The sequence below is a fragment of the Streptomyces orinoci genome, assembly GCF_003121295.1.
Classification (GTDB): domain Bacteria; phylum Actinomycetota; class Actinomycetes; order Streptomycetales; family Streptomycetaceae; genus Streptomyces; species Streptomyces orinoci.
Map to the genome: position 1 here is coordinate 1 of NZ_PHNC01000022.1, position 11,766 is coordinate 11,766.

Annotated in this window: 11 protein-coding genes; 5 read left to right on the forward strand and 6 right to left on the reverse strand. The window is 71.5% G+C overall.

From position 1 onward, the window contains the following. A partial coding sequence (locus tag CV755_RS14325) for a pyridoxal-dependent decarboxylase (RefSeq protein WP_241561213.1) occupies positions 1–1,279 on the reverse strand: 1,279 nt, incomplete at its 3' end. A 382-nt stretch (positions 1,280–1,661) separates the two neighbouring features. After that, a complete protein-coding gene (locus CV755_RS14330) occupies positions 1,662–2,375 on the reverse strand; it encodes a TetR/AcrR family transcriptional regulator (protein ID WP_109280625.1) in 714 nt (237 codons plus the stop codon). 149 nt (positions 2,376–2,524) lie between these two features. Here CV755_RS14330 and CV755_RS14335 point away from each other — a divergent pair, with 149 nt between their 5' ends. Next, on the forward strand, positions 2,525–3,544 hold the full coding sequence (locus CV755_RS14335; protein ID WP_109280626.1) for an alcohol dehydrogenase: 1,020 nt from the start codon (positions 2,525–2,527) through the stop codon (positions 3,542–3,544). Between the two features lie 106 nt (positions 3,545–3,650). On the opposite strand, the gene CV755_RS14340 is transcribed toward CV755_RS14335, so the two are convergent. Next, entirely contained in the window at positions 3,651–5,045 is a 1,395-nt protein-coding gene (locus CV755_RS14340) for an NAD(P)/FAD-dependent oxidoreductase (protein ID WP_422070549.1), read from the reverse strand. Between the two features lie 337 nt (positions 5,046–5,382). On the opposite strand from CV755_RS14340, the gene CV755_RS14345 reads away from it, so the two are divergent. Next, complete coding sequence (locus tag CV755_RS14345) at positions 5,383–6,159, forward strand: GNAT family N-acetyltransferase (protein WP_109280628.1); 777 nt, start codon at positions 5,383–5,385, stop codon at positions 6,157–6,159. A 138-nt stretch (positions 6,160–6,297) separates the two neighbouring features. On the opposite strand, the gene polX is transcribed toward CV755_RS14345, so the two are convergent. Next, the gene (polX, locus tag CV755_RS14350) at positions 6,298–8,025 is read right to left on the reverse strand and encodes a DNA polymerase/3'-5' exonuclease PolX (protein WP_109280629.1); all 1,728 of its coding nucleotides are present in this window, start codon (positions 8,023–8,025) and stop codon (positions 6,298–6,300) included. A 186-nt stretch (positions 8,026–8,211) separates the two neighbouring features. On the opposite strand from polX, the gene CV755_RS14355 reads away from it, so the two are divergent. Next, the gene (locus tag CV755_RS14355) at positions 8,212–8,538 is read left to right on the forward strand and encodes a plasmid stabilization protein (protein ID WP_109280633.1); all 327 of its coding nucleotides are present in this window, start codon (positions 8,212–8,214) and stop codon (positions 8,536–8,538) included. Between the two features lie 245 nt (positions 8,539–8,783). On the opposite strand, the gene CV755_RS14360 is transcribed toward CV755_RS14355, so the two are convergent. After that, positions 8,784–9,368 carry a TetR/AcrR family transcriptional regulator gene (locus CV755_RS14360; RefSeq protein ID WP_241561211.1) on the reverse strand — a complete coding sequence of 195 codons (585 nt, stop codon included), beginning with the start codon at positions 9,366–9,368 and terminating at the stop codon, positions 8,784–8,786. Positions 9,369–9,458: 90 nt separating this feature from the next. Between CV755_RS14360 and CV755_RS14365 the strand changes: the two genes are divergently transcribed. Both CV755_RS14365 and CV755_RS14370 read left to right on the forward strand, forming a co-directional pair. Beyond that, positions 9,459–10,256 (forward strand): methyltransferase domain-containing protein, encoded by a 798-nt coding sequence (locus tag CV755_RS14365; protein WP_109280631.1) that lies wholly within the window; start codon positions 9,459–9,461, stop codon positions 10,254–10,256. A gap of 29 nt (positions 10,257–10,285) precedes the next feature. After that, positions 10,286–10,810 carry a DinB family protein gene (locus tag CV755_RS14370; protein WP_241561212.1) on the forward strand — a complete coding sequence of 175 codons (525 nt, stop codon included), beginning with the start codon at positions 10,286–10,288 and terminating at the stop codon, positions 10,808–10,810. A gap of 95 nt (positions 10,811–10,905) precedes the next feature. On the opposite strand, the gene bla is transcribed toward CV755_RS14370, so the two are convergent. After that, positions 10,906–11,766, reverse strand: an 861-nt coding sequence (bla, locus tag CV755_RS14375; protein ID WP_109280632.1) for a class A beta-lactamase, incomplete at its 5' end; no start/stop codon positions are given.

Sequence of the window (11,766 nt, forward strand, 5' to 3'; positions counted from 1 at the left end):
CGCCGCNNCGCGCGGGCAGATAGCGGAAGACCAGGGTGCTCAGCGTGGGCTCGGTGACCACCTCGAACCTGCCGTCCCGGCGCAGCAGTTCATAGCCCTGCCCGGCCCGGTCCACCACCTCGTCGAAGAGCCGGCCGACGGCTTCCGCGCCCATGATGCGCAGGGTCAGCCAGAGTTTGAGGGCGTCGAAGCGCCGGGTGGTCTGCAGGGATTTGTCCACCTGGTTGGGGATGCGCTGCTCCGCCATGCGCTTGGGGTTGAGGTAGTCCGCGTGGTAGGTGACATGCCGCAGGGTGGTGTGGTCGGCCACGATGAGGGCGCTGGAACTGACCGGCTGGAAGAAGGACTTGTGATAGTCCACGGTCACCGAGTCGGCGCGCTCGATGCCCTCCAGCAGCGCCCGCCGGCGGGAGACCAGCAGGCCGCAGCCATAGGCCGCGTCCACATGGAACCAGGTTCCGAATCGCTCGCACAGCGCGGCGACGGCGGGCAGCGGGTCGATGCTGCCGAAGTCGGTGGTGCCCGCGGTGGCCACCACCGCCATGGGCACCAGGTCCTCGTCCCGCAGCCGGCGCAGTTCGCGCTCCAGCGCCTGGGGCCGCATCCGGCGGTTCTCATCGCACTCGACGGTGATCACGGCCTCGGCGCCCAGGCCCAGCAGGGTGGCCGATTTCTGGACGCTGAAGTGGCCGCATTCGGAGGCCAGAATGCGCAGCCGGGGCAGGATCTCGGGGGTGCGCAGGGCGGTTGGGGAGTTTTTGCGCACCATCCGGCAGGCCTCGTCCCGGGCCAGCAGCAGCGCCTGGAGGTTGGACTGGGAGCCGCCGCTGGTGAAGATGCCGTCGGCGGCCTTGCCGAAGCCGATGCGCCCCGCCGTCCAGTCGATCAGCCGGCGCTCGATCAGGGTGCCGCCCGCGCTCTGGTCCCAGGTGTCCAGCGAGGAGTTGACGGCCGAGAGCACCGCCTCGCCGACCACCGCCGGTATCACCACCGGGCAGTTGAGGTGGGCCAGATAGCGGGGGTGGTGGAAGTAGACCGCGTCCCGCAGATAGACCCGTTCCAGTTCGTCCAGGGCGGCGGTGGCGTCTTCCAGAGGCCGGTCGAGGTCGATGCCGTCAATGACCGGGGCGAGCCGCTCGGGGGTGATGCCGGTGAACGGCCGGTCGGTCCGCGCCAGCCGGGCCGCCACTCTGGCCACTCCCTCGGCCAGCGTCTGCCGGTAGGTTTCCGCGTTCTCGTCGTTGAGCAGATACGCCCGGTCGGCCGGTGAGGCGGATATGGGCCAGGCTGCCGGGGGTGCTTCGGCGGGGAATGCGGGGGTCACGATGCGCTGCCTCCAGGGGCCAACAAGATCACCGGATGTGGAGTGAGGTTAGCCTAACCTAAGGTCCGCCCAGCTGAACACAAGGGAGGGCCCATGGCGCTGCCATGGGCCCTCCGGGTGCACCGGCTGATGGCACGTCAGCCGCGCTGTGCCTGGCCGAAGACCGCCGGGCCGCCGTGCCGAGGTGGGGCCAGGGTGCGGTGGTGCTGTGCGCGGGGCCGGCCGCCGGACGCGGTGACCGGCGGTCATCACCACCGAGTGGTTGCCGCTGTTGACGGCGGCGGCCGGGTCGTCGGCGGACCGGTGCGCCCGGGAACGGGGGCGCCGGCTTCTTCCCTTACGGGGTGCCCCCGGCGGCGATGCGGTCCAGCCATTCGCGCAGCAGGCCGGTCTCCCGGGCGGTCAGGCCCGGGGCCGGGGCGTCGCCCAGGGTGCCGGCGAGGGCATTCGCCGCGCTGCGGTGGTCTGCCGGAGCGGCGGGTTCCGGTCGCGTCCGGTGTGCGTCCCGGACCGTGATGGCGTCGAGGATCGCGTCCCGGGTATGCCGGGAGAGCTGACCGGCGTCGGCGTCCGGGGCGCTGATCAGGGACAGCGTCACCCCTGTATTGGCGGCCAGCACCATCCGGGCGGCCAGTTCCGGCGGCACCCGCAGTCTGCCCGCCTCGGCGGCGCGCCGGCACAGCTGGAGCAGGGCGCCATGAGCCTCGGTGGCCGCGGCCGAGGGCGGGCCGGAGCGGGGTGAGCCATACATCAGGGTGTAGAAGGCCGGGTGGGTGCGCCCGTACTCGACATGGGTGTCCCAGCCGCGGCGCAGGTCCTCCACCGGGTCGCCGGAGGGCTCGGTGGCCTTCTTCTCGGCCAGGTACCGCTCGAAGCCATGAGCCACCACCGCGTCGAACAGCCCTTGTTTGTCGCCGAAGTGGTGGTAGAGGGTCGGCGCTCCGACCCCGGCCGCCTCACAGATGGCGCGGGTGGACACCGGCGCTCCGCCGGAGGCGGCGAGCAGCTGGGCGGCGGCCTGGAGGATGCGGTCGCGGGGGCTTGTCGGCATATATCGATGATATAGGCGCCGGTGCATCAGCGCTAAAAATGGTGAGTCGTAAATGTAGCGTCGATATATTTGCAGGTGTATCGTCGCTATGGGGCGGGTGGCGTCTCCCGCCCGCTCTCCTCACCCACCCTCCAGGAAAGAGACCCCTTATGACTTCCATGCGCGTGGCCCAAGTCACCACCCCCGGCGGAAAGTTCGAGATCGTCGAGCGGGAACTGCCCCAGCCCGGCCCGGGGCATGTCCGGATCGCCATCGAGGCGTGCGGGGTATGCCACACCGATGCCGCCTTTGTGCACAACGCCTTCCCCGGCGTGGAGTTTCCGCTGGTCACCGGCCATGAGGTGGCGGGCCGCATCGATGCCCTCGGGGAGGGGGTGACCGGCTGGCGGACCGGCGACCGGGTCGCCGTCGGCTGGTTCGGCGGCCAGTGCGGGCACTGCCGCCCCTGCCGGGAGGGCGACTTCATCAACTGCGCGAACCTCCGGGTGCCCGGCTGGGCCTACCCGGGCGGCTACGCCGAGGCCATGGTCGCCCCCGAGCAGGCCCTGGCCCGTATCCCCGACGAGCTGCCCGCCGCCGAGGCCGCCCCACTGGGCTGCGCCGGGGTGACCACCTTCCACGCCCTGCGGCAGAGCACCGCCCGCCCCGGTGACCTGGTCGCCGTGCTGGGCCTGGGCGGCCTGGGCCACCTGGGCGTGCAGTACGCCGCCAAGCTGGGCTTCGAGACCGTCGCCATCGCCCGGGGCGCCGACAAGGCGGACCTGGCCCACCGGCTCGGGGCCCGGCACTACATCGACAGCACCACCACCGAGGTGTCCGACGCCCTGCAGAACCTGGGCGGCGCCAAGGTCGTCCTGGGCACCGCGGCCAACGCCGACGCCATGAGCGCCACGGTGGACGGCCTGGCCCACCGCGGCGAGCTGATCGTGCTGGGCGCCGTGCCCGAGCCCATGTCCATCAGCCCCTTGGCGCTGATCTCGGGCAGCCGTACCGTGCACGGCCACCCCTCCGGAACCGCCCAGGACATTCAGGACACCATGGCCTTCACCGCTCTCAGCGGGATCCGGCCCATGATCGAGCCCGTTCCGCTGGAGGAGGTCAACCAGGCATTTGAGCGGATGCTCAGCGGGGCCGCCCGCTTCCGGATGGTCCTCACCATGGATCGGTGAGGTGGTTGCCGCCGCGGGTTGGGTTCGTCGGGGTTCCCGCCGTGCGCGGGTGCCGGTGATTGTGCCTGCGGCGGGCCGCGCCACCCTTTCCGGGAGGCCGGGCTTGTCACTCCAGCCGCGCGGGCGGCTCGGCCGGAGCCGGGGGCTCCGGGCCGAAGAGCACCGCCCGGGCGATCGCGGGGGCGAACAGCGAAGTGGTCGGCGCGCTCAGGGCCAGCACTTTGCGGAACGCCGCGCCCACCCGGGGATCGCCGCAGGAGCGGCGCTGGACCCGGCCGAGGTACCAGTCGGCCGGGCGGTCGAGCAGCGTGGACCGCGTCGCACTGCCCCGCGCCCCCGGCATCTTCCGGTCCGCGCCGGTCGCGATCTCCCATGCCTGCCGCGCCGCACCGGACAGCGCTCGCTGTACCCGCAGCGTGGTGGGCGTACCGCCCTGGCCGTTCAGTGCGTCGCGCAGCGCCAGCGCGCTCAGCGCGGCCACACTCATCCCCTGGCCATAGGTTGGGTTGAAGGAACACAGTGCCTCACCGGTGGCCAGGAAACCGGCCGGGCGGCGGCCCGGCAGATCGTAACGCCGCCGGATATTGGCGGTGTTACGGAAGCCATGCACCGGTGACGCCGGTTCGGCGGTACGCAGCCAGTCCCGTAGCACCGGGTGCGGCAGCAGCCCCGCGAAATCCTCGAACCCGGCCTCGTCGGTGGGGGGTTCGCTGCCGCGCAGCCCGGCCAGCAGTACGGTCCACAGCCCGTCCTCGGCCGGCAGCAGCAGGCCGGTGCGCTGCTGGCCCGGGTTGGGCAGGAAGTGGATCCCGCCATAAGGGAATTCGGGTGCGCCCGGCTGTCGCCGGTACAGCCGGGTGGCATAGGCCAGACCGGTCTCCAGGGTCTCCTGGCGCGGCGGTTCGGCCCCCAGCGCGGCCAGCCAGTCCGGGGCGTGGGAGGCGCGGCCGGACGCGTCCACCACCAGCTCCGCGTCCAGCGCCACGCCGTCCCGCCGCGCCGCGTCCGGGCCGCGCTCGCGGATCCGTACCCCGCGCACCCGGGCCGCGTTCCCCAGCAGGCCCATCACCTCGGTGTGCTCCAGCACCTTGATCCGGGCATCGGCCAGCACCCGGCGCCGTACCACCCACTCGGTCAACGGGCGGGTGCCGGTGAGGATATGGGAGGTGGCGGCGGTGCGCCGGTTCCACCGTCCGCTCTGCCAGGCCACCAGGTCATTGGGCAGCCCCACCCGGGGCGAGCCCTCCTCGCTCATCTCCGCGCAGATGCCCGGCAACAGGGTCTCCAGCGCCTGCTGGCCGCTTTCCAGCATCACATGGGTATGCCGGTCCTGCGGCACCCCGGCCCGTGACCGGGGCCCCTGCGGAAACCGGTCCCGTTCCACGATGGTCACCGAGTCCGCGTGATCGGCCAGCACCCGCGCGGCCAGCAGACCGGCCAGACTGCCGCCGATGACCACCGCCCGGCGCTGCCCACTCCCGGCCAAGTCTCGGTCGTTCACGAAAGGTTGCGGCTCCACCATGCCCAATTGCCTCCGCTCACGGATCGGTACGGAGGATGGTATGCCGGGACGATCCTCAGGCGCTGTGCATCCGGGAAACGCCTGGTTGTGGCCCAGCGCTTTCCCGAGAAGGATCCGCCGGATTTGCGCCGGGCCGGGGGCGGTATGCCACAGTGGGCCCTCCGGTTCGCCAAGAGCTCCGCCAGGTGCGCGGCGGCTGCCGGAACTCCCCATAACTCCCATCCGCGAATGCCGGTTCCGGCCCTGCTCTGCGCAGATCCGGACCGTCCGCCCGCCCTTCCGTGCCCCCTACAGAGGAATCCTTTCCCGGAGAACGATGCAGGCGACGACTCTTCCTCCCCGGACCGCTGACCTCTTCACCCAGGGCCTGGAGCTGCAGACCGGCTCGGCCCTGCTGCGCTTCGGCGCCGCGCGGCCGCGCCCGGCCGACCGGATCAGCTGGTCCGGTGACGGCGCGGTGGCCTGGCTCGACGAGCCGCGCGGCCACCTGTGGAGCGTCGGCGAACCGACCGCCGCGGCCGGTCTCATCCTCCGGGCGGCTCACCAACTTCCTGAAAAGGTAAGGGAGTTCACCGGACCGCGGGGCGTTGATGTGCTGGTCGGCCGCCATCTCGCGGTGGCCGGTCCGGTCGCCTGGGCCTTCCGCTGGACGCTCGATGAGCCGCCGCTCCATCCGGCGGAGGAGCGGGTGACCGAGCTGGACGCGGCACACCACGGCGAACTGCTCGCCTTCCTGCGCGAGCACAGCCCGGCCCACTCGACCGGGCCCGGCTCCTCGGACGTCAGTCTCTGGGCGGGGATCCGTGACGCGGGCGGGCGGCTGGTGGCGTGCGGTGCCATGAGCACTCTGCGGGACAGCGGCGCGCCGCTGATGGCGTCCGTCGCCACCGACGCGGCCCAGCGCGGACAGGGGCTCGGCGCGGCACTCACCTCGTGGCTGACCCGGTACGCCGTCCGCCGGTACGGCTGCTGCACGCTGTGGCAGCTTGCCGGCAACACTCCTGCGGAACGGCTCTACACGCGCCTGGGCTACCGCAACGAGGACCCCTGCGTGGCCGCGCGGATCGGCACCCAGCCTGCTGGTTGTCGGTGAGGGCTCAGCCGGCGGGCTCGATCGACAGGGCGTGGCGGAAGACGTTCCACCCCTGCCGCTCGGCGAATTCGCGGGCTGTGGCCACGATGAAGCGTGCGCGGCTCGCGGGTGGGGCCACCGCTGGGCCTGGCGGCCGGGTCAGGCCGACCGCCCCTGTGCCAGGAAGCGCCGCAGGCGCGGCAGTGGCCAGGCGTTGATGACGTCGTCCTTGGTCAGCCATCCTCGCTGCGCCGTTCCCACGCCGTAGCGCATGTACGGCAGGTGTGTTGTGGCGTGTGCGTCGGTGTTCACGGCGAACTTCACTCCGTGCCGTTTGGCGCGCAGGATGTCCTCGTCATTGAGGTCCAGCCGCTCGGGGTGGGCGTTGATCTCCAGTGCGGTGCCGGTGCGGGCGCAGGCCGCGAAGACGGCGTCGAAGTCGGCGTCGATGCCGGGGCGTTTGCCGATCAGCCGGGTGGTGGGGTGGCCGATGATCTTCACATGCGGGTTCTCGCAGGCGCGTACCAGCCGTTTGGTCAGCTGGTCCCGGCTCTGGTTGAAGTGGGAGTGGACCGAGGCCACACAGAGGTCGAAACCGGCGAGGAACTCGGCGGGCCAGTCCACCTCGCCGTCCGGGCCGATGTTCAGCTCCGTGCCATGCAGCAGGTGCAACTTCCGGTATTTGCCGTTGAGTTGGCGCAGCTGCTCGCGCTGGGCCAGCATCTTGGCGTCGGTCATCTGCTGCATGGCCATGTCCGGCGCATGGTCGGTGACCGCGTAGTAGGTGTAGCCACGGGCGGCCGCCGCGTCCACCATGTCGGCCAGTGAGGCAACCCCGTCGGTGAGATCGGTGTGGGTGTGCAGGTCGCCCCGGATGTCCGCCTCGGTCACCAGCTCGGGCAGTGCGTTGCGCAGGGCGGCCGCCACCTCGCCCCGGTCCTCGCGCAGGGTCGGCGGGATCCAGGGCAGGCCCAGCCGGGCGTAGACGCTCTCCTCGGTGCGCGAGGCGAGGTTACGGCCGGTCTCGGTGTGGAAGAGGCCGTACTCGGAGAGCTTGAGCTTGTGCCGTACGGCCAGTTCGCGGATCCGGATGTTGTGCGCCTTGGAACCGGTGAAGTACAGCAGCCCGGCTCCCCAGGCGGCCGGCGGCAGCACCCGGAGGTCCACCTGGAGGCCCTTGGTGGTGCGGATGGAGGTCTTCTTCTCGCCCTGCACAATGACCTCGGCGGTGTTGGGCAGGGCGGCGAAGGCCTCCATAAAGGGGGCCGAGTGCTCGGCCGCCACCAGGATGTCGATGTCACCGATGGTCTCCCGCATCCGGCGCAGCGACCCCGCGTAGGTGCACCGCCGGCAGCCGGTCACCTCGGAGAGCGCGGCGATGACCTGCTCGGCCGCCTCCATGGCGGCGCCCAGCAGGATGCGGCCGCCGGCCTGCTGGAGCAGGGCGATGCCATGGCGGATATTGGCCTCGGTCTTCTCGCCGAAGCCCTTGAGGTCGCGGAGGCGTTCGTCGTCCAGTGCGTCCAGCAGCTCGGCCACCGAGGAGATGCCGAGTTCCTGGTGGAGGATAAGGGCCTTTCTCGGGCCGAGGCCCGGGATGGTGATCAACTCCCGGACACCGGCCGGGATTTCGGCCCGGGCCTCCTCCACGATGGAGACCTGTCCGGTGTGCAGAAACTCCACGATCTTCTCGGCGATCGACTTGCCCACATTGGGGATTTCCTGGAGGCCCTTGGTGTCCAGCCCGGCCACATCGGTGGGGAAGCCGTCGATGGCCCGGGCGGCCTTCTCATAGGCGCGCGCCTTGAAGGCGTCACCGCCGGTGATCGCCAGCAGATCGGCGTACTCCTGAAGGAGCGCCGCGACCTCCGCGTTGGAGCGGACCATAGGGCCAGCCTGCCACTGCCCGAACGGGTGTGCAGCTTCTGCGGTGGGACGCATGCCGTGGCACGGTGGGGGAAGCCGAGGCGCTGTCCTGGATTCCGGGATTCCGGCTCCTGGCCGGGGCCGGTCCCGGGTCCCGGCTTTGCCTCCCAGAGAGGCCTTGCCTCCGAGATGCCAGAGGAGCGGATGATGCCCAGCGGATCGAGTGCCAAGCGTGAGCGGCAGTACGAGCACATCAAGGACAGCGCCAAGGAGCGCGGGGCGAGCGACAAGCGGGCCAAGGAGATGGCGGCGCGCACGGTGAACAAGGAGCGGGCCAGGAGCGGCGAGTCCAAGACGGCCAGCCGCACCTCGACCCGGGACATGTCCTCGTCCCGGCGCGGCGGACAGCGTTCCGGAACATCCGGGGCGAAGGGCCCGACCAGGGACCAGCTCTATGCCGAGGCCCGGAAGAAGAACATCCAGGGGCGCTCGGATATGAGCAAGGAGGAGCTGAAGAAGGCGCTGGGGCGCTGAACGGTGTTGGCGGGGGCGGCCGTTGGGAGACCGGCCGGTCCCGGCGGGGACGGTGCGGTGCGCGGGTCGGAGCGCCTGGGGCGCGCGGCCCGGGGCCGGGGTGTCGTGCCGGGTGAAGGCCCATAGCGCCAGTCCCAGGCAGCTGAACCCGGCACCCAGCGGGCATACGGCGCCCCAGCCGGCCACCGTGCCCGGGGCCGGGCGCAGGAGCCCCTCGGGCGCCGCGCGCCGTCGGCGGGGCGGGCTCAGTCCTGTGTGGCGGCCTGGGCCGTGAGCAGGCCGAGGGCGCCGTTCACGGCCTCGGTGAACGGGGTGGTGGAGTTGGCGGCGCGGGCCAGGACATAGCCGCCCTGGAGGACGGCGACGATCGCGGAGGCGGTGGCGGCCGGGTCGAGGGCGCCGCTCAGCTCGCCCCGCGCGGCCCCCTCGGCCAGGACGTCGGTCAGCCGGGTGCGCAGCCAGGCGAAGGTTTCCTCCACCGGGCGGCGCAGGGTGGCGTCGGCCATGACGTCCGGGTCCTGGGTGAGCCTGCCCAGCGGACAGCCCTTGAGGACATCACGCTCGCGCCGCAGATAGGCGCTGATCCGCTCAACCGCCGTGCCGGGTGCGGCGAACTGGGCGTCGATCGCGGCCCGCATCTCCTCGGCGGTGCGGCTGATCGCTGCCAGGGCCAGGGCGGGCTTGCCGTCGAAGTGGTGGTACATACTGCCCTGCCCCGCCCCGGCCCGCTGCTGGATGGCCTTGGGGCTGGTGCCCACATAACCGCGTTCCCAGAGCAGCTCGCGGGTGCTCTCGATGAGGCGTTCCGAGGTATTGGCCGAGGTCTTCACCCCAGCGAGCGTACATACCAGTAGGTACGCTCGGCAACTTGCCGCCGGTGCGGTCCACTTCGCGGGCTGTGGGCCGTAGGGTGGCCGTTCATGGCCGACCGCTATGTGCCGCACGCCTTCTCCGACATCGACTCCCATCCCGATCCGGCCCGTCTGGTCGCCGCGCTGAACCGGCTGAGCGCCCACCCGTTCTTCGCCGCCTACCGGCAGCGCGCCGGGGAGCTCCTGGGGGCCCGGCGCGGCAGCCGGTTGCTGGAGGTGGGGGCCGGTACCGGCGAGGCGGCCCGCCGGCTCGCCGCGCAGACCGGGGCCGAGATCACCGTCTGCGATCTGTCCGCCGTGATGTGCGGGGAGATGCGGGGGTGCGGGCTGACCCGGGTCGCGGTGGCGGATGCCGGTCAACTGCCCTTCCGGGACCGCATCTTCGACGGGGTCTGGGCGGACCGCGTCCTTCAGCATGTCAGTGATCCGGAGCGGGCGCTGGCCGAAATGGTGCGGGTGGTCCGGCCCGGCGGGCGCATCGTGGTGTGCGACCCGGACACCGGAACGCAGGCCCTGGAACTGGCGGACCAGCGACTGGCCGCCCGGGTCCTGGAGTTGCGCCGCACGGTCAATATCCGCCATGGCACCTTCGCCCGCCGGACGCCCGGGCTGCTGGCCGGTCATGGTCTGGCAGATGTCCGGGTGGAAGCCCGCACGCTGGTCATCCGGGACGCCCGAGAGGTGGGCGGGGCCATGGGCATCCGGGACTGGGCCGAGGTCTATGCCCGGCGCGGATATCTGAGCAGGCCGGAAGCGGACCGCTTCAACGCCCTGTTGGGGGAGGCGATCGAGAGCGGCCGCTTCCTCTTCGCGGTCACCTACTTCCTGACCTCCGGCACGGTGTGATGTCAGACCCCTCTGGCAGGATCCGCGTCATGACCGAATCCCTGGCACGTCCCATGCGTCCCATGCCGCCGATGAACGCCGATGAACGCACCACGCTGACCGGCTGGCTCGACTTCCAACGCGCCACCCTGGCCATGAAATGCGATGGCCTCACGGACGAGCAGCTGCGCTCCGTTTCCGTGCCGCCCTCGCCGATGACCTTGCAGGGGCTGGTCCAGCACATGGCCGAGGTGGAGCGCAACTGGTTCCGCCGGGTGCTGGCCGGTGAGGACGCGCCGCCGATCTTCGATCCGCGAGCCGATCCCGAGGGCCGGGACGGCGGATTCGAGCTCGATGAGAATGTCACCTTCGCCGAGGCCCGGGCCATCTGGCAGGAAGAGATCGCCGCCGCGCGGGCCAACTGCGCGGCGCGTCCGCTGGAGCACACCAGCGCGTTCATGGGCGGCGAGGTCAGCCTGCGCTGGATCCATACGCACATGATCGGCGAGTATGCGCGGCACAACGGGCATGCGGATCTGCTGCGCGAGCGGATCGACGGGCTGACGGGGTTCTGAGGCGCCGGCCACCTTGAGGCGGCACGCGGTTCGGCAAACCTGTGCGCCATAGCGCTCGGCGAGGCAGCCCGCGGCCGTGAATGGTGTGGGACCGGTCAACCAAGGGAACTCACGGCCGCCTTGGTGGCATCGGCGATCAGGGAGTCGTCGGAGGAGGCATTGGCCTTGGCCCGGTCGGAGAGGATGACGATGACCACCGGGCGGCCGCTCGGTGGCCAGGCGACCGCGATGTCATTGCGGGTGCCATAGCCGCCGTTGCCCGTCTTGTCGCCGACCTTCCAGCCGGCCGGGACGCCCGCCCGGATATAGGGGCCGCCGGTGGTGTTGCCCATCAGCCAGTCGGTGAGCAGCCGCCGCCGCCCGGGCGAGAGCGCATCGCCGAGGACGAAGCGGCGCAGATCGGCGGCGAGGGCGCGGGGTGTGCTGGTGTCCCGGGGGTCGCCGGGGGTCGCCTCATTGAGGTCCGGCTCGGGACGGTTGATGTTGGTGGTGCTGTCGCCGAGTTCAAAGAGCTGCCGTTGCAGGCCGGAGGGGCCGCCGAGGCGGTCCAGGATCAGATTGGCCGCCGTGTTGTCGCTGTAGCGCATGGCCGCATCGGCCAGCTCGCGCAGCCGCATGCCGGTGCCGGTGTGCTTGGCGGTGACCGGCGCCCACTTCTGGAGGTCCCTGGGGCCGTAGTTCACCACCTGCTCCAGGTCGGCGTCGGAGGCATGGCGCAGCAGGGCGCCGGTGGCCAGGGCCTTGAATGTCGAGGCGTGGGCGAAGCGTTCGTCCGCGCGGTAGGTCACCTCCCGGCCGGTGCCGGTGTCCAGGGCGTACAACCCCAGCCGGGCGCCGAAGCGTTGCTCAAGTCCCTTGAAGGCGGCGGCCGGCGGGGCGGTGCTGTGGGAGGGCGCGGCCGAGCTGCCGTCATGGGCGTCGCAACCGGTCAGCAGGGCGGCGGTCAGCAGGGCGGC

Bases quoted from the DNA above. Each gene is read 5' to 3' on its own strand.
- CV755_RS14330 (WP_109280625.1), bottom strand. From the start codon at position 2,375: ATGCCGACAAGCCCCCGCGACCGCATCCTCCAGGCCGCCGCCCAGCTG.
- polX (WP_109280629.1), bottom strand. From the start codon at position 8,025: ATGGTCCGCTCCAACGCGGAGGTCGCGGCGCTCCTTCAGGAGTACGCC.
- CV755_RS14355 (WP_109280633.1), top strand. From the start codon at position 8,212: ATGCCCAGCGGATCGAGTGCCAAGCGTGAGCGGCAGTACGAGCACATC.
- CV755_RS14345 (WP_109280628.1), top strand. From the start codon at position 5,383: ATGCAGGCGACGACTCTTCCTCCCCGGACCGCTGACCTCTTCACCCAG.
- CV755_RS14370 (WP_241561212.1), top strand. From the start codon at position 10,286: ATGACCGAATCCCTGGCACGTCCCATGCGTCCCATGCCGCCGATGAAC.
- CV755_RS14365 (WP_109280631.1), top strand. From the start codon at position 9,459: ATGGCCGACCGCTATGTGCCGCACGCCTTCTCCGACATCGACTCCCAT.
- CV755_RS14335 (WP_109280626.1), top strand. From the start codon at position 2,525: ATGACTTCCATGCGCGTGGCCCAAGTCACCACCCCCGGCGGAAAGTTC.